This window comes from Kordia sp. (assembly GCF_050633145.1).
Taxonomy (GTDB): domain Bacteria; phylum Bacteroidota; class Bacteroidia; order Flavobacteriales; family Flavobacteriaceae; genus Kordia.
In genome coordinates, this window is sequence record NZ_JBOEFY010000004.1 from 105,734 (window position 1) to 124,034 (window position 18,301).

The following is an 18,301-nucleotide window of genomic DNA, read 5'->3' on the forward strand; positions in this document are numbered from 1 at the left end:
TTAAGTTATTTTACATATTCTTTTACGCGCTCCAATGCTTTTGGAATTCCTCCTGGGTTTTTCCCTCCAGCAGTTGCAAAAAACGGTTGTCCACCTCCACCTCCGTGGATTAGTTTCCCTAATTCTCGTACTACTTTTCCAGCATCATATCCACGTTCGGCAACTAATTCTTTTGAAATATAACAAGTTAACATTACTTTACTTTCTGTCGCTGTTGCGAAGAATAAAAATAAGTTTTTCATTTCACCACCAAATTCAAAAGCTAGATTTTTGATTCCGTTTTGATCCAAATCTACTTTTTTAGCTAAAAATTGAACACCGTTTATTTCTTCTAGTTCATTTTTAAGATCACCTTTCAAGTTTTTGGCTTTGTCTTTTAGTAGATTTTCAATCTGCTTCTTCAACTTCGAATTTTCGTCTTTTAAATCCGTTACCGCTTTTACAGCATCTTTCGGATTGTTTAAAACATCTTTAATTTCGTAGTACGCTCTGTTATTTTCAAAATAGAATTCTCTTGTAGCATCAAAAGTAATTGCTTCTATTCTACGAACTCCTGCTGCTACAGCTCCTTCCGATTTTATTTTAAAATGCCAAATATCAGCTGTATTCTGTACATGCGTTCCTCCACACAGTTCAATAGATTGTCCAAAACGAATAGAACGCACCGTATCTCCATACTTTTCGCCAAATAGTGCCATTGCACCATCTGCCATTGCTTCTGCAACAGGTCTGTTTCGTTTTTCTTCTAGCGGAAGCTTTCCTTCTATTCGCGCATTTACAAAGTTTTCCACATCGCGCAATTCTTCTACTGTCAATTTAGAAAAATGCGAGAAGTCAAATCGTAAATATTTAGAATGCACAGCTGAACCTTTTTGCTCAACATGTGTTCCTAATACTTCACGCAATGCTTGATGTAATAAATGTGTCGCCGTATGATTTGCTGCCGTACGATCACGTTGCTTTTTATCAACTACTGCGCGTAGCGTATCATTTATATTTTTCGGTAAATTCTTAGTGATATGAATAATTAAATTATTCTCCTTTTTTGTATCTAAGATATATACTACATCACCATTTGGCACTTCTAAGTATCCTTTATCTCCAACTTGTCCACCTCCTTCAGGATAGAATGGTGTTACATTGAATACTAATTGATACTGGACTCCTTCTTTTTGAGTTTCAATTTTACGATAACGTGTCAGTTTTACATCAACTTCCAATGTGTCGTACCCAACAAATTCTTCGTCTTCATCTTCTAATACAACTACCCAATCGCCAGCTTCAATCTTAGTTCCTATTCGTCCGCCTTCTTGTTGTATTTTGAGAGCCTCATCAAATTCAGCTTTGTTATACGTTAATCCATTTTCACTCAAGATTAACTCAGTTAAATCTTCTGGAAAACCATAAGTATCTTTTAGTTCAAATACTTTTTTACCAGAAACTTCTTTCCCTTTTACATTTTCAATCACACGATCAAGTAAGACCAATCCTTGATCTAACGTACGTAAAAATGATTGCTCTTCTTCTTTTATTACATTCTGAATGAGTTGCTTTTGCTCTTTGAGTTCAGGAAATGCTTTCCCCATTTTTTTATCTAGTACATCTACCAAACGATAAATAAATGGTTCTTTTTTGTTTAAGAATGTAAATCCGTAACGAACTGCTCTACGCAAAATTCTACGAATTACATATCCTCTCGTATTGTTACTTGGCAATTGTCCGTCTGCAATAGAGAAAGATACTGCACGCACGTGATCGGCAATGACACGAATAGCAACATCTACTTTTTCATCATTTCCATAATCTACATTCGCAATTGTTTCAATTTCTCTTATAATTGGTGTAAAAACATCTGTATCATAATTAGACTTTACATCTTGTAATACCATACACAAACGCTCAAATCCCATTCCTGTATCTACATGTTGCGCAGGTAATTTTTCTAACGATTTATCAGCTTTACGATTGTATTGCATGAATACCAAGTTCCAAATTTCCACTACTTGTGGATGATCCATATTGACTAAATCGGCTCCTGGTGTTTTTGCTTTTTCTTCATCAGAACGAATATCTACATGAATTTCAGAACAAGGTCCACAAGGTCCTTGACTTCCCATTTCCCAGAAATTGTCTGCTTTATTTCCCATCAAAATACGATCTTCTGGAATAATTTCTTTCCATAAGTCATATGCTTCTTGATCGAGTTTTAATCCATCTTCATCACTTCCTTCAAAAACAGTTACGTATAAAATATCTTTATCTATTCCGTATACTTCTGTCAATAATTCCCATGCCCAAGCAATGGCTTCTTTCTTAAAGTAATCACCAAAACTCCAGTTTCCTAACATTTCAAACATGGTGTGATGATAGGTATCATACCCTACTTCTTCCAAGTCATTATGCTTTCCACTTACACGTAAACACTTTTGTGTGTCGGCGATACGATTGCTTTTTGGCGTTCCATTTCCTAAGAAATATTCTTTAAAAGGAGCCATTCCAGAATTTACAAACATCAAAGTTGGGTCGTTCTTCGTTACCATTGGCGCAGATGGCACAATTTGATGTGTTTTAGATTTAAAAAAGTCCAAGAACTTCGTACGGATATCTTGAGATTTCATTTATGTTAACGTATTAAAAGAAATTGTAAACAATCTCTTATTTATTTGTGTAAACGTGTTAAAATTTAAATAGAAAAGCGAGTTTTTGAATTATTAAAATTATCTTAACCTGCTTTAAAGTTTTAAAAAACTGTAAAACTATAGCTATATTTGTTCGTTTTACAAGCTTCTCGTGAGTTTTTTTCACGAAAAATCTGTACAAAAATAGAATAATTTAAGGAATGAGTAAGGTAAAATATTATTACGATTCAGAAACATTGTCATATCGCAAGATAGAAACGAAGCGTGGACGCAGACTTGGAGCCATTCTTTTGTATTTAGCTGCGGTTGTTTTGGGTGCTTTTTTACTGCTTCTTTTGTTTATCAATATGGCTTTTGAAACACCTAATGAAAAGGTATTGAAGCGTGAAGTATCTCAATTGAAGCTTCAGTATAATTTATTGAATAAAAAAATGACACAAGCGCAAGCCGTGTTAGAAAACTTAGAAGAAAGAGATAATAATATTTACCGATTGTATTTTGAAGCAAATCCGATTGCCGAAGAACAACGCAAAGCTGGTTTTGGCGGTGTAAACAGGTATGAAGCTTTATACAATTACGAAAATGCCGATTTGTTAGTTTCCACCACAAAAGAAATGGAGAAATTACAAAAACGCTTAATTGTTCATTCAAAGTCTTTAGATGAAATTGCAAAATTAGCAGAGGACAAAGAAAAGTTTTTAGCATCTATTCCTGCCATACAACCTGTAAACAATGAAGATTTAACACGTATGGCTTCTGGATATGGTTTTCGAAACGATCCATTTACAAAAGCTCGTAAGATGCATTGGGGAATGGATTTCACCGCACCAAAAGGAACACCTATATACGCTGCAGGCGATGGTGTTGTAGTACGTGCAGATAATTCGTCTTCTGGTTTTGGAAAGCACATTCGTATTGATCACGGTTATGGATATGTATCTTTATACGCACATTTAAGTCGATACAATGTTCGTAAAGGAAAAAAAGTAAAACGTGGAGATTTGATTGGATTTGTGGGAAGCACAGGACGATCGCAAGCACCACATTTACATTATGAAATTCGAAAAAATGGCGATAAAATTAATCCGCTTAACTTCTACTACGGAAATTTGACTCCCAAAGAATTTGAGGAATTACTTAAAAACGCTGCAAAGCAAAATCAATCGCTTGACTAAATGCATATTAATTTACCAGACAAATTATATTACAGCATCGGCGAAGTTGCCAAGGCTTTTGACGTAAATGCTTCTTTGATTCGTTTTTGGGAGAAAGAATTTGATGAAATTCAACCAAAAAAAAATGCAAAAGGAAATCGGAAGTTTACTCCAGAAGACATCAAGCATATTGAACTTATTTATCACTTGGTAAAAGAGCGTGGGTTTACACTTGACGGCGCAAAAGTTCACTTAAAAGAGGAAAAGAAAAAAACACTTTCCAATTTTGAGATTATTCGTAAATTACAACACATAAGAGCTGAACTAGTAAAAATTAAAGATAATATGTAACGCTCGAACCAAATACAATACTAACAAATAGATAAACCCGAATAATTATGAGTAAAAAATCGATTATCATTACAGTTGTCCTTGTAGTGATTGCCATTTTCACGTATACGAAATACAATGGAATGGTTGGATTAAATGAAGATGCAAAAACTGCATGGTCTAACGTTGAAAGTGAATACCAACGAAGAAGCGATCTTATTAACAACTTAGTGAAAACTGTAAAAGGTGCTGCCGATTTTGAACGTACAACTTTGGAAGCTGTTATTAATGCGAGAGCAAAAGCTACTGCTACACAAATTAATGTAGATGATTTAACTCCTGAAAACATGGCTAAGTTTCAACAAGCACAAGAAGGATTATCTGGAGCATTATCTCGTCTTTTAGTAACAGTAGAACGTTACCCTGACTTAAAAGCCAATCAAAATTTCTTAAAGCTTCAAGACGAATTGGCAAGTACAGAAAACTCTGTTCGAACTTCTAGAAATCGTTTTAACACTGCAGTAAACAATTTAAACAAACACATTAAAACGTTTCCAACAAATATGTTTGCAAAGATTTTTAGCTTTAAAGAGATGGCACGTTTTAAAGGTGCAGCTGGTACAGAAAATGCACCAAATGTTGAGTTAGATTTTAAATAATAATTTACAATACGTACACACAATATGTCTAAAGTAGAAGATTTCCTTTCCGCAGAGGAAGAACAAGAAATCATTGCTGCCATTAGAACGGCAGAACGAAGTACTTCTGGTGAAATTCGCGTCCACATCGAAGATCATGCAGATACGAACACGTTTGATCGTGCACTAGAAGTATTTCATCTGCTTAAGATGGACAATACGAAACTCCGCAATGGTGTCCTTATTTATGTAGCTGTACGAGATAAAAGTTTTGTAATTTGCGGAGATGAAGGCATTAATAATGTTGTTCCAGAAGGTTTTTGGGATACTACGCGAGACACAATGCGCAATCAATTTCGACAAGGAAATTTTACACAAGGACTAATTGATGGTATTTTAAAAGCTGGACTAGAATTACAAAAGCATTTCCCTTGGGATGTGGATGACAAAAACGAACTCTCAAATGAAATTTCAAGAGGCTAATGCTTAAGACACTACATATAAAACCCTTACATACACTTATTTTCCTTATCGGATTGTTCTTTTTGAACGTTTCTCATGCTCAATATGACATTCCGCCAAAACCTACAAAGGCAAATCCTGATGCAGTATACGATTATGCAGGCTTGCTTTCTAAAGGCGAAAAAGCATCGTTAGAACATAAGTTAATCAAATATTCAGATACCACTTCTACACAAATTGTTGTGGTTATTATTGAAAGCCTTAAAGGCGAAAGCATTGGTATGCTTACACCAAAATGGGGACACGAATGGGGAATTGGACAAAAAGGAAAAGATAATGGAGTTATTATCCTTTTGGCAAAGAACGAACGAAAAATATGGATTTCTCCAGGATATGGTGCTGAGAATGAATTAACCGCAGGAATTGTGGGACAAATTACGCGAAATCGAATTATTCCATTTTTTAAGAAAGGTGATTATTATGGCGGTTTGAACGCTGGAGTTGATAGTATTATTGAAGTACTAGCTGGCGAATTTACAGGTAGTCGCAAAGGTTCCAGTAAAAGTACACCTGTTGGTGTGGTTTTCTTTTTAGTGATCTTCTTTATTGTATTAGTTTCAATTTTAGGAAATAATAAACGTAACGGCGGTGGCAATAATGGCAGCGGTGGAAGACGAAGTACTGGAAGTGATTTACTCGATATTATTATCTTGAGTAATCTTGGAAAAGGTTCCTTTGGCGGCGGTGGAAGCAGCGGTGGCGGCTTCGGCGGCGGTGGATTTGGTGGCGGTTTCGGCGGCGGCGGATTTAGCGGTGGTGGTGCTGGTGGAAGTTGGTAGCTTCGACAGGCGCAGCTACCTTTACTTTGCTTTTAGACTTGTTTCTCTCTTAGACTTGTTTCTCTCTTAGAGCTTTAGACTCGCTTTGCTTTTAAACTCGTTCCCATTTAGACGGGAATCTCTTAGGTTATTATTTACGTTTTACCTTGATATTTTTGTATTCTACTCTAACCATCAGATCGAGTGAATTTATGTAACAAATTCGTTTCTCTAGTACTTCTCGATACAACGAATCATAGATTCGCCACTCGAAGAGACGTTTGTTATAAACAGACCGTTTTTATGAAAAAGTTTGCACTTAGATAGCTATACATGATTGAGAAACATCTCACTACCAACTTACCTTTTCAACGTAAAATGTCCTGTAAAGGTGCGTCCATCTTGTAGTTTTACGGAGAACCAATAATCGTTTGAAGGCATTTTTGCACCGTTAATGTTTCCGTTCCAAGCGTCTTCGGAGTTAATTAATACTCTGAGTAATTTTCCATAACGATCGTAAATATAGACTTGAGAATTTGCTTGAAACACATCCGAAATTCCTTTGAGTTGCCACGTGTCGTTAATTCCATCGTTATTTGGCGTAAAGAATCTTGGGTAGCCAATAACAGCAATTTCTTCTGAGATGGTTCCGCAGTTATTTTTAATGTCTTTTATGTAGACTGTATGAAATCCTGCAGCTACATTTTGAAAAACATTTGACTCTTGAAATATAGTATTCGGATTGTCTAAAGCAAATACATATTCGCCTTCGCCAGAAACCATCACGGTAACAATATTGTTATCTGAAATATCATCAATTTGAATATTTTCAACAGTGGCAATATTTGATGGTTGCACTGAGATTGTTTTTGTTTTTGCACAACGACCAATTTCCATTACTTCTACTGTATACGTTCCAATTTGATTGACTTGTATTTGAGACGTTGTTTCTCCAGTTGACCATTCAAAAGTATAATTAGATACGTCATTGGTAATTCCGCTGTAAAGCGTAATCATTTGTGGTGAAAAGTTTAGACAGTAATAGACAGTTTCTTCTGTGTCAATAGAAGGTAAATTAATCACATTGAGCATTACTTCTCCAATTCCGTAACAACCACCATTTTGTTCTACGCGTGCATAAATAGTTTGCGAATATGCTGTTGTATTTGTAAATTGATTCCCTAAAGGATTTGATTGTAATAACGCATTTTCCAGCGTTTCATAGTAAGCAACCGTAACATCCGTTGGCAAACCAGCCGTTATTTGTATATCTGCATCAGATAGATTGAATTGTGTAAAACCAAGTTCTTCGATAGCATCACAAGCATTTAACGTTGCATTATTGATTGCATTTGAATTTACTTGAAGCATCACTTCTGCCGTATTTTCACATCCAGAAACTACATCTGTAATTTTTGCATATACGGTTTGCGGATTGGACGTATTTGTATACGTATTTGTCGTGATTTCATCTGTTAATCCACTATCTGTATAATAACGGACTTGTCTATTTGCAACGATTCCTGCTGCAACTTCTTCATTGTATTCAAATAGATTAAAAATTGTTTCTCCACTTGTAGATCCACATTGTACAATAGAAATATCTTCCGTTTCAGGCAGGCCAAAAATGGTTCCTGTAATTGGTATCCGTGTTCCATTTGTACAAGTTGAAAATGCTGGAAATACCCAAAACGTAGTTGTTTCAGTAAGCGAAACCGTATAACTCGTTCCGGTGTGAATTGGTGTTGTTGCGGTTTCTGAAGTATACCATTGCACACTATCTGTATTTGTAGTAACACTCAATGTCAATTCGCTTGCAGCACAGCTTTCACTTTCTGTAATTGTAAATTGCGGTGTTTGAATTCGTGTACTCGCAGATAAATTGATTGCTGGTTCGCCTGGCATTCCGCCAAATTCGACAATATATCCTTGTGGATGATATGGATTATTCGGATCGGTTGAACCTGCATTCGGCAAATCGTTCCAAGAACCTAACAAACCAATACTCGGATCGGTAATATGTGCATAATGCTCTTCTCCTAAATTATTGGGTTCATTCGAATTCCAAAATGTATACGCGCCATTTTGCGGTGCTCCATTAGCTTCTCCAATCCAAAAAATCATTCCTGCTTCTGGCCCTGTAACCCATTGCCATGTGCCTTCTTGATTTACATCTGAGGCACCAATCCAGCCTGTTCCCGAACTTTGCGAACCTGCTAATTCGGCTTCTTCTTCGGTTGTTAAAGTTGCTAAATATCCTTCGAGTCCAAAATACGTTTGTGCTGCTGCTGCGTCACGCGCTTCTGTCCAAGTGATTCCTGTGTTTGCTACATAAAAATAGTAATGTCCTGTAGAGGGCAAATAGTTGGCATCGCCTAGATTGATAGAGAAAAATTTATCTTCTGTAAAACTGGTTTGTGTGGTTTGAAAAACGACAGCTTCAATAGCAGCTTCATATTCGGCAAATGTTGCTGGTCCTACCAATGCCAATCGACCTAAATCTGGTGCCCAAGAAGCATCAATATTAGGATGCGTTCCTGTTAGACTCAATTGATCTTGTCCGTTTGAATATCCTTCTGAAATTTGAATATATACAACAGGTAAACTTGTGTCTTGCGTATCAGGATCAGTAATAGACACATTCATGGCAATATTCATTGGAACATCTTCACAGTAGTGTTGATCGCCTTCTGCCGAGATATTCGGTGGCGTTTGCGCATGCAATATTAGAGTTGCTAAAAGCAATAGAAAAAAGCATATCGATCGAGAAAAATAGCGCATATTATTTAGAGTATCTCTCTAAAAATAAGTATTTTTTTCATGCAGTCTAGTGAGTTGCTAGATTTTTATTAACTATAACGTTATAGTTGTAAAAACTAACTTCTAGTTATGCTTTCTGGGTATGTTTTTTTTATGACTTCTTGTTGTTTTTGGGTAAGTTCGTTGTATGGACGATTGAATTTTTTTACTGCTAATTCGTTACGAAGTGTATTAGCTACTTTTTGAATTTCTTTTTTTAAATCAGAAATAGTCGCCATTAATGTTTCAGAATGAACTCTTAGAGATATGCTACTATTGAATGTATGTTTTTGATAGTGCTTTTTAAGTATCTCATTTAATTCATCAGAAGAGACTTTTACATTATTTATTTTTAAAGTGCTTTTTCCCTCAATTGTGATTTGAAGATTGGTAGCTACAGTCGGATCTTTTTTTATTACATCTTTAATTTCTTCTGCTAAATGTGATTCATCTATATCAACTTCTTGTATTGTTGGTTTTGTATAGTAGTTATCTATAGTCGTAATTATTAGAAACTTGTAATATTCATGTGTAAAATCTTCTGCTGTAAACGTTTTGGAAATTTCATTTCCAATTTCAGAAATACTGTTTGTGCCTTTATTTTTGATTATAGATTTTAAGAATTCAGTATTTTTATTGATGCGAGATTCTTTAAAACCTATTTCATTCATCATTCCGCTTATACAAGATTTGTATTTTTCAAAAATAAAGTCATCTGCTTTCACCATTGTATTCAGAATAAAATCTGCAACTCCTAAATTTACAGTCTCAGAACTTTTAAGTGTTTTTAAATTTTTAAATACGTTTAGATAGCTTTCGCCCGAACCATCTTTCAGTAACTTTTTTTCAATTAACAGTGTTTCTGCTTTTTTAATAAGATTTTCAAGTTTAGCTCCATTGTCTTTAAAACCATTACGAAAACAATTCATCGCAACAGTTTCTTTTTCATATTTTTCTGTTTGCCCCAAAATATGCATCGTACTAAATAGAAGAATCACACAACTAAGCTTTTGAAATATTGTTTTCATTGATTGTTTTTTTCTGTTAGATTGCTAATTTATTGCAATTGCTTTTTGATAAATTTCAACAATTTTTCTTGGTATACACTTCCGCCTTTTTCTCCAACATTAAAGTGTCCTGCACCTTTTACCAAGATGAATTCCTTTTCCGCGGAAGCGGTATTTTTAAAGAGCTTTTTACCATAACTGTAATGAATATTTTCATCCTGATCGCCATGCGCAATAATGATTGGCTGCTGAATGTTTTTTACAGAACGAATCGGTTTTACCTCATCGGGATTGAAGTTAGCAATTTTTCCTGCTTCGTGCAACGCTGCATCCGATATAAAACGCAATCCGAAGCCGCCTAACATTTTCTTTTTGTAATCGTATACGATTTGATCTAAATCGGCAAATGTGCTTTCTATGATTCCGAATTCGATCCGTTTGTCATGTTCTAATGCCTGAATTGCAATAGCGCCGCCAAGCGAGTTTCCCCAAATTCCAATTTTTAATAATGGATTTCGCTTTTTGATTTCATCAACAATTGCTGCAATGTCTCGTTTTTCATGAAAACCGTAGCTACAATATTTTCCGCCGCTTTCTCCATGTGCTCTTCCATCAAAAACAACAGAAGCTATTCCGTGTGTTGCCAAATTTTTCGCAAGGTTTAAAAAGTGTTCTTTACAACCACCAATACCATGAATGAGAATCATGATTGCTTCAGTTGCTTGTGTTTTTGGTTGAATGTAATAGCCTTTTAGCTCAATACTGTCTTTAGTAGTAATTGTAAGCATTTCACTTTGCAAACCAAGTTGTTTTGGCGTAATATCTAGATTGATTTTTTGCGGTTGAATGATGGCGTACGGCGCTACATGAATTGTGAGAACATATCCTGCAATTCCTATTAAAAATAGCAGAATGACACTTATTTTAAGCAGCTTCTTTTTCATTACTTTTTTACGCGCATTTAGCTTTAGGTATTTTTATTTTTTATTAGCAGCATTGAATTTATCTATTAGCGAAAAAGTCAAGTATTTATAAAAATCATGTTCAAAATCTTTCGCTTCAAAAACTTCTAACATTTTGCTTGTTAAGTCTGTAATTTTAGGATTGTTTCCTGAAGTAGACAAAGCAATAAATTTACTGAGTTTCGAATCTTTAAAGTTTGGATTTTTTAGAATGCTGTCCATACAGATTGAATATTTCTTGACATTTTTTGAATCCATTAATGTATTGACAACATAGTCACTAATTCCAAAATTTGCGACTCTTCCATCAATTGAAGTTCGAATGTTTTTATACAAAGAAATGTAACTTTTTCCGTTTGTACTTTCTAATACTTCTGCTGTTATTAGACTTTGTTCAGCTTTTTTTACGAGTGCTTTTAATTCTGTGCCATTATCATCAAATAAACTACACATACAATTCATGTAGTTCGTTTCGAGCTCGTAGTTGTTTTGGGCTTTTGTTTGCAATGAAATTAATACTACAAAAGCGCAGACTATTGATTTTATCATGTTATTCATCTATTTATAATTCTTTGATTCGGAATGGATATGTTTCTATAATTATTTTTTGTTCTGACTTTTCGAGTTCTTTAAAAGAACGATTGTATTCTTTTTGTGCCAATTGATCTCTAACTGCATCAAACCCTTCTGCAATTTGCTCCTGAATTTTAATAAAGTTTCCATAATCAGCCATTTTACTCATTTGAAATGCAATGACACTTTTTGATGTATGTTGTTTCAGGTATATCACTACTTTATCTTTCAACTCTTCCAATGCTATTTTTTCACCATTTACACTCAATTGTTCGTTTTTATCAATTGTAATTATAAATGCATTTCTGAGTTCTTCTTCTGTAAAATTTTCTTCTTTCTTTTTTGGCGATTCAGGAACTATACTATGATCTACATAATTCATCCTTTCAATCATGGTAAATGTTATCATTTTGTAATAATCATGTTCAAAATCTTTAGGATCTAGTATTTTTAAGATGTCTTCTTTTAAATCACCATCATATTGATTTAATGATCGTATAAGAATCATCATTCTTGAAAGCTTAGAATCTTCAAATGATGGAGATTCAAATATTTTTATCATACATTTTTCTACTTCTAAATCATTAAAAACACTAGATATTTCTCCCATATAAGCAGCAACACCTAAATCTTTCAAATTTTTATCGAACATGTTATCAAGGTTATTATACAACTCTACATAACTTTCACCACTTTTATCTTTTAAGTAGTTTAACTCAATGAGTTTTTGTTCTGCTTTTTTGAATCTCTCTCTGAATTCCGCGCCTTTATCGGGTAATCCTTGATACACACAATTCATAAAATTGGTTTCTGTTTCAAGAGTATTTTCTTGGCTAAAAACTGTTATTGAACTTAATAGAACAATAATACAAAGCAATGATTTTAGTATGTTTTTCATGCGCAATTTTTCTGTTTGACGATGCTTTTTAATGATTCGTTACAATTTTCTTTCATCAATCGTAAATATAAGATTTATTCATGATTTATAAAGACACAATATTTGACGTATAAAAAAAGCTTCTGAAAAATACTCAGAAGCTTTTTTTATATAATGATATATATGTTTAGTGCATTTCAAAGCTAGTTTTGTTTCCACCAACTTTATTAAGTTTATAGGTAAAACCAAGCATAAAATAACGTTGTAATACTGTACTTTGTGAATCTTGAATAAAGTCAGCCGTAACACTCCTTCTGGTATTGATATTTTGATTTAACAAATCGTAGGCAGTAAGCTTAATAGTTCCTTTGTCTTTAAGAATTTTTAGCCCTAAACTCATATTCCAAAATAGTGCACTTCGCTCAAATCCTGGCGCAACATTGGTTCGATATGTGTAACGCAAGTCGTTTCCAAATACAATCTTTTTAGGCCAAAATGTCGTCGTTTTTAAACCTACATTATGATTTTGAAATGTTTCATTGCTTAAATTATCTAAGCTGTAACGGATTGTATTAAATGAAAGTGAATAACGCGGCTCTATCTCTAGCAATTCTTTATAATTGTATGTCATTCGTGCGCTTGGTGTAATCGTATTTCGCTTTGTGGAAAACTTAACACCGTTACTAAAGTTTTGGTCTTTATTGACTCTTCCATACAAGCCTACTCTGAAACGAAGTGATGTACTATCGCGCTTGATTGTTTTGCTTAAAGATCCGCCTCCATTTATTCTATACACACCATCTACATTGGTAAACGTGGTTGTTCTAATTCTGTTTTCATCTGTAACCGATAATGGAACAATTCTATCGTTTGTAAAGCCTCCATTTAACCATATAAAAAACCCACTTTTTGATTTAAAATCATAGTTATTAAAATTTGCATAGAAATCATGTGCAAACTCTCTATTTAAGTTTGGATTACCAACAGTTATGTTTAGTGGATTGCTCACATTGGCTACAGGCTGTAATTGCTGCGCACTTGGCGCTTGTGTTCGTGTATTATAGTTAATATATACACTCATTCCTTGTTTGATGCGATAGCGCATGTAACTGTTTACACTAATATCTGAAAACGTTGATTTTACAGATGTATTTTGTATAAATTCCTCGTTTTCTAATTCTGAAAATAACAAACCTGTAGTAACTCCTAAATAGAGTTTATCAGTTTCATAATTTACTCCAATTGTTGGCGAATGTGTTTGAAAATTTACTTTTAAATCAGAACTTAAACTTTGGTTAAAATCATCATACGCATTGGTTCCTGTATCGAAATCAAAAACACGTCTATCACTACGTTCACGTCTGTTTGCAAAGCGATATCCAAGATCTATAAATAGTTTTTCTTTTAACGGAATTCGATATTCAATATTTGCAGAAATTTCGTTTTGTTTGGATTCTGAATCTGTCAATTGATCTCTAGTTTCAGTAGAAGGTGTTGTGCCAAATATTTCGTTGGTTGTATTTAAGAAGTTTTCGGAAGTGTTATTGATAAAGTTTCCATTAGCTCCAACACTTAAATACGCTCCTTTAGCTCCAAACTTTTTAACCACATAAATATTACTTCTAAAATTACGGCGTTCGGAATCAGTTCTATTTTGTGAATCACCTCTGTTAATTACAGTGCCATCTTCTTCTAGAGATTCTTCACTACGAGACGAAAAGTTTTCTCCTTCTGAAAATTGGAAATTTGGTTTTACAATGATTTTAAAAGTTGAATCGATTTCAAACTCCAAATTTGCATTGACTCTATGATTGTCATTTTTGTTTAAAGAAGTACTTCTAGAGTTTGTAAAGAAGTTTCCATCTGGCAAAATATTTTCTCGTTCAACTTTACTTTCATTTTCAGAATCGGCACGCGAGAAAAAGTAATCGGCTACGACTTCTGTTTTGTCTTTGTATTCATCTACAAAACTTGCCCCTGCATTGGTTGATGTTGTAATTCCTTGTCCACCACCAAAGCTTTGACCGCCAATATTAAATGAACCATTATCACTCCAAGAAATTCCTCCTCCAGCATTTCCCATCATATCATAAATTTCATCAAAACTAAATCCTGAGCTATTGATATTGTTTTTACCAGCGAGTACACTTATTCGTTGCTTGTCATTGAAATAATTCCCAATACCACTCATTGCATAGCGTTCGTCGGTTCCGCCACTTACGGTGGCTCGCCCAAAGAAACCTTTGTTTTGGTCTTCCTTGAGTTCTATATTGATGGTTTGTTCTTCCGAAGTTCCTTTTTTTCCTGTAAATTCTTCTGCATCCGTTTTTGTAGTCGTTACTTGAATTTTATCTACAATTTCTTTCGTTAAGTTTTTTGTTGCAATGTTTGGATCGTTTCCGAAGAATGGTTTTCCGTTCACCAGAATTTTGTTTACTTCTTTTCCGTTGACCTTTATTTTTCCATCACTATCTACCTCAACACCAGGCAGTTTTTTGATAAGATCTTCTACCGTAGCATCCGGTCGTGTTTTGAACGAATCTGCATTAAATTCTAGGGTATCTTTTTTGACAGTAATTGGTGCTTTTATGGCTACCAACTGTACAGCATCGAGTTCGTCAGTTGCCAATTCTAAACCAATTTCTGGTAGTGTGATGACTGACTTGTTTAAGGTAATTTTTTGTTGATAGACTTTAAATCCTGTGAAGGTTACAAATAGATTTGCTTCCGTTTGCTTTGTTCGTCCTGCCAGTTCAAAACGTCCATTTTTATCGCTTATTGTATACGTAATTAATGTAGAATCTTTGATGGTTTGTAAATAGACTGTTGCAGATTCTAAAGGAGTTTTACCTGTTTTATCAACGATGTTTCCTTTTATTTCGAATTCTTGTGCAACTACTGTAGATGTAAAAACACTGATAATTAATACCAGTATTGTAATTAGTGGTTTATTCATTTTTAGTTTTAATTGATGGTCATCGGTTTTCGTTCCACAAACAAACAGAAAAAATGATGATTTATTATTAAAATAATCTTAAAAAGGTTTTACAAACTCTTAAAATATTTAGATTGACCAGAATTGAACACTATTTTATATTCAAACTCGATTCCTTTAATTACTACTTTTGTATTTCATTTATGCGCATTAACTATTATTTACACATGTTGAAACTTTTCCTTTTAATTAGTATATATTCTATATTTTCTTTACATGTACATTCGCAAGAAAACAAGATTCACACTGACAGTTTAGAAATATATTCTTTTAAGGATTTAACAGAGAAATACGACTCTTATAAGAATACAAGTCCAAAAGAAGCAAAAATTTATCTTGACAAAATGCTCTCAAAAGCAACTGTTTTAGAGCAACGTGTTGCTTCACTTTTAATAGCCTGTAGACATGAAACTTTTTATGGTTCTACCGAAAAGGCATTTGCACATGTTGATTCTGCAATTTCTTTATTAGAAAGTCAAAAGAACACTGTAGAAATGGGCAAGGCTTATGAGCGAAAAGGTTTTGTTTTTTATTATAAAAAGAAAGATTATAAAACCGCTTTAAAGTTTTATTTGAAAGCATCAAAACTAGCAGAGGATACTAATGACACCTTATTAATGATTACTGTAGAACATAAGATTGCAGCCTTGTATTTTATGATCGATAATAAAAAAGTGGCATTGCAAATGTATCGAACTTTATACAATCAAACCTATGATAAAAAAGAAATTCCCTATGCTATAAAGATTCCTATTATAAAAAGTTTAAGCAATGTTTATTTTAAGAAATATTCACTAGATCCTTCGGTGAAAAAATTGTTAGATTCTTCTAGTTTTTTCGGTCAGAAAGGTTTGAAACTTGCTTTAGCAGAAAAGAATAAAAAAGATATTACATATCTAACAACTTTACTAGGAATTGCATCTTATACAAGCAAAAATTACGAGGATGCTTTATCCTATTTGACAAAAGCAAAAACTACTGCTTCCGAAATTGGTTTGAAAGAACGTTTAAAATCTGTGTATCATTATAAAGGAATGGTGTTTTTGGCTCAAAAAAAACCCGATTCTGCAATTTATTATTTTCAGAAGAATGCAGTGCATTTAGCAGATACATCAAAGCTATTTGCATTTCCTAACACGTATGCACTTTTATCTGAAAGTTATGAACAACAAAACAACTTAAAGGAAGCTTTAAAGTACTCACAGTTAGCTGAAGCATATACAAGTAATACATATTCAAAAAGAGCTTCATTACAATATACATTAGATACAAAGTACGATTTACCAAAACTGAAAGAAAAGTCAAAACAGTTACAATATGAATTGAGTCGCGCTTCTTACACTAAGAAAATTTGGATCGTTTTGGCTTTAATTTTAGTGATGGTTTTAATAGCTAGTTTTGTGTTTTTTAAACGAAGAGAACGATTAAATAAAAAGAATTTTGAACAGACTTTAAGAAGTTTATCACAAACCGAAGAAGAAGTAGCAGTTCCTAAAAATACGATTGCTACACATGTTTCAGAAGCACAAACAGAAACAATTTTAAATGCATTAGTACATTTTGAACAAAGTACTTTGTTTGTAAATCCTGACTGTACCTTGCCTTTTTTAGCACAAGAATTAACTACGAACACTACGTATCTTTCAAAAATTATAAATACTCATAAAAAACAAAGTTATACAGAGTACTTGGTAAGTTTGCGTATTTCGTATGCCTTAAAACGATTGAAAAATGAGAAACGATTTAGAGCATACTCAATAGCGTCTATCGCCCAAGAATGCGGTTTTAAAAGCGCGAAATCATTTTCAAGAGCTTTTAAAAAGAAGACAGGAATTTACCCTTCGTATTACATCAAAAATATAGAAGCGGAAACGATATCTGAATGATTATTTTGTGACTGATTTATAAATGGGCACTAGTAATTTTTATCTAATGAAAGTTTTACAATTACATTTGAGATCACATTTTTAAAACCTTAGTATTATGAAAAGAAAACTAGTATTAAAAAAACGCTCTATTTCTAATTTGAATATTTTCAGATTAGTTGGTGGAACTGGCGGAGGAAATTCTTTGGATGACGAAACGAACAAACCTCCTTCCGAATATTGTAATGCTCCTGCAACACAACATCAACCTACTTGCGTATATACAGATTGTTATGATGGTTGTAGCATCATTCCAAATCAATGCATGGTAGATCCGCCTACACATCCGTAATCTATTTTATGCTGAGAAATAATTCCATTGTTATCAAAAGAAAGACAACAATGGAATTATTATTTTATTCTTCTTTTAACAAGGTCCTTGTTGGTTTGTTATATTACACATTGCATTAAAACATGATGGCTGACAACTGACATCTGTTGGACAGTTATTGTTGGTAGGACATGTTACTGTACAATTTACTGTGCATCCTGCTGTTGGACAATTTGCAACACTTAAACACACAAATATTTGTGAAGTATCGCAATCAACTTGTGCAGTAAATGCTGTTCCTCCTTTTATTGTGGATGCGTTAAAATTTGACACCGTACTTTTTGTGAATGATAGTTTTGCGTTAAGATTCTTTTTCTTCATGGCTTTACATTTTATAATCTATTACTTTGAATTAGTTCATACAGTCAAAGTTTCTGCTGTTAAATGCATATAACTATAAACCAAAGTAACTATTCAACACAAACGATAAAAGAAATAGATATGCCCATTTATAAATGGGCACTAGTACTTTTAACTTATTGAAAGTTTTACCATTACATTTGAGAGTCCATTTTTAAAACTCTATATCATGAATAAGAAACTTGTATTGAAGAAGGTTTTAATTTCTAGCCTAAATGCTCAAAAATTGTTTGGCGGAACTAGAGGTGGAAATTCACTTGATGATGAAACCAACACAAGCAAAACGTATATAGGATGTCCCGAAACTCAACATCCAAATTGTACCAAAAGCATAGATCCTAAGAAATGTATGGTAGATCCACTTACACATCCATACTAACAAATACAAATTCCATTGTTATCAAGAAAAAAGACAACAATGGAATTATAAT

The 18,301-nt window shown here is 33.6% G+C and carries 16 protein-coding genes; 8 read left to right on the forward strand and 8 right to left on the reverse strand.

Going from position 1 to position 18,301, the window contains the following annotated elements; genetic code table 11:
- Positions 1-5: 5 nt before the first annotated feature.
- Positions 6-2,618: an alanine--tRNA ligase gene (alaS, locus tag ACRBBL_RS02660; protein ID WP_431367493.1), complete on the reverse strand. Its 2,613-nt coding sequence runs from the start codon at positions 2,616-2,618 to the stop codon at positions 6-8.
- Positions 2,619-2,839: 221 nt separating this feature from the next.
- On the opposite strand from alaS, the gene ACRBBL_RS02665 reads away from it, so the two are divergent.
- From ACRBBL_RS02665 to ACRBBL_RS02685, 5 genes are read left to right on the forward strand one after another with little or no spacing between them, the layout of a single operon-like run.
- A complete protein-coding gene (locus ACRBBL_RS02665) occupies positions 2,840-3,814 on the forward strand; it encodes a M23 family metallopeptidase (protein ID WP_431367494.1) in 975 nt (324 codons plus the stop codon).
- Entirely contained in the window at positions 3,815-4,144 is a 330-nt protein-coding gene (locus ACRBBL_RS02670; RefSeq protein ID WP_431367495.1) for a MerR family transcriptional regulator, read from the forward strand.
- Between the two features lie 47 nt (positions 4,145-4,191).
- Positions 4,192-4,782 carry a LemA family protein gene (locus ACRBBL_RS02675; RefSeq protein WP_431367496.1) on the forward strand — a complete coding sequence of 197 codons (591 nt, stop codon included), beginning with the start codon at positions 4,192-4,194 and terminating at the stop codon, positions 4,780-4,782.
- Positions 4,783-4,806: 24 nt separating this feature from the next.
- Positions 4,807-5,244: a TPM domain-containing protein gene (locus ACRBBL_RS02680; RefSeq protein WP_431367497.1), complete on the forward strand. Its 438-nt coding sequence runs from the start codon at positions 4,807-4,809 to the stop codon at positions 5,242-5,244.
- On the forward strand, positions 5,244-6,062 hold the full coding sequence (locus tag ACRBBL_RS02685; protein ID WP_431367498.1) for a TPM domain-containing protein: 819 nt from the start codon (positions 5,244-5,246) through the stop codon (positions 6,060-6,062). Before ACRBBL_RS02680 ends, ACRBBL_RS02685 begins: the two co-directional genes overlap by 1 nt.
- Positions 6,063-6,401: 339 nt before the next feature.
- Here ACRBBL_RS02685 and ACRBBL_RS02690 read toward each other — a convergent pair whose 3' ends face one another.
- The 6 genes from ACRBBL_RS02690 to ACRBBL_RS02715 all read right to left on the reverse strand — a co-directional run bounded on the left by ACRBBL_RS02690 (position 6,402) and on the right by ACRBBL_RS02715 (position 15,215).
- A complete protein-coding gene (locus ACRBBL_RS02690) occupies positions 6,402-8,822 on the reverse strand; it encodes a T9SS type B sorting domain-containing protein (protein ID WP_431367499.1) in 2,421 nt (806 codons plus the stop codon).
- Positions 8,823-8,917: 95 nt separating this feature from the next.
- Positions 8,918-9,868, reverse strand: a complete 951-nt coding sequence (locus ACRBBL_RS02695) for a hypothetical protein (RefSeq protein ID WP_431367500.1) — start codon at positions 9,866-9,868, stop codon at positions 8,918-8,920.
- Between the two features lie 29 nt (positions 9,869-9,897).
- The gene (locus ACRBBL_RS02700; protein ID WP_431367501.1) at positions 9,898-10,791 is read right to left on the reverse strand and encodes an alpha/beta hydrolase; all 894 of its coding nucleotides are present in this window, start codon (positions 10,789-10,791) and stop codon (positions 9,898-9,900) included.
- 33 nt (positions 10,792-10,824) lie between these two features.
- Positions 10,825-11,358 (reverse strand): hypothetical protein, encoded by a 534-nt coding sequence (locus tag ACRBBL_RS02705; RefSeq protein WP_431367502.1) that lies wholly within the window; start codon positions 11,356-11,358, stop codon positions 10,825-10,827.
- 13 nt (positions 11,359-11,371) lie between these two features.
- A complete protein-coding gene (locus ACRBBL_RS02710) occupies positions 11,372-12,280 on the reverse strand; it encodes an ExbD/TolR family protein (RefSeq protein WP_431367503.1) in 909 nt (302 codons plus the stop codon).
- 166 nt (positions 12,281-12,446) lie between these two features.
- On the reverse strand, positions 12,447-15,215 hold the full coding sequence (locus ACRBBL_RS02715; protein ID WP_431367504.1) for an outer membrane beta-barrel protein: 2,769 nt from the start codon (positions 15,213-15,215) through the stop codon (positions 12,447-12,449).
- A gap of 206 nt (positions 15,216-15,421) precedes the next feature.
- Here ACRBBL_RS02715 and ACRBBL_RS02720 point away from each other — a divergent pair, with 206 nt between their 5' ends.
- Entirely contained in the window at positions 15,422-17,140 is a 1,719-nt protein-coding gene (locus ACRBBL_RS02720; RefSeq protein ID WP_431367505.1) for a helix-turn-helix domain-containing protein, read from the forward strand.
- A gap of 97 nt (positions 17,141-17,237) precedes the next feature.
- Positions 17,238-17,471, forward strand: a complete 234-nt coding sequence (locus ACRBBL_RS02725) for a hypothetical protein (RefSeq protein ID WP_431367506.1) — start codon at positions 17,238-17,240, stop codon at positions 17,469-17,471.
- A 75-nt stretch (positions 17,472-17,546) separates the two neighbouring features.
- On the opposite strand, the gene ACRBBL_RS02730 is transcribed toward ACRBBL_RS02725, so the two are convergent.
- A complete protein-coding gene (locus ACRBBL_RS02730; protein ID WP_431367507.1) occupies positions 17,547-17,831 on the reverse strand; it encodes a class I lanthipeptide in 285 nt (94 codons plus the stop codon).
- A gap of 208 nt (positions 17,832-18,039) precedes the next feature.
- On the opposite strand from ACRBBL_RS02730, the gene ACRBBL_RS02735 reads away from it, so the two are divergent.
- The gene (locus tag ACRBBL_RS02735; RefSeq protein ID WP_431367508.1) at positions 18,040-18,249 is read left to right on the forward strand and encodes a hypothetical protein; all 210 of its coding nucleotides are present in this window, start codon (positions 18,040-18,042) and stop codon (positions 18,247-18,249) included.
- Positions 18,250-18,301 lie beyond the last annotated feature (52 nt).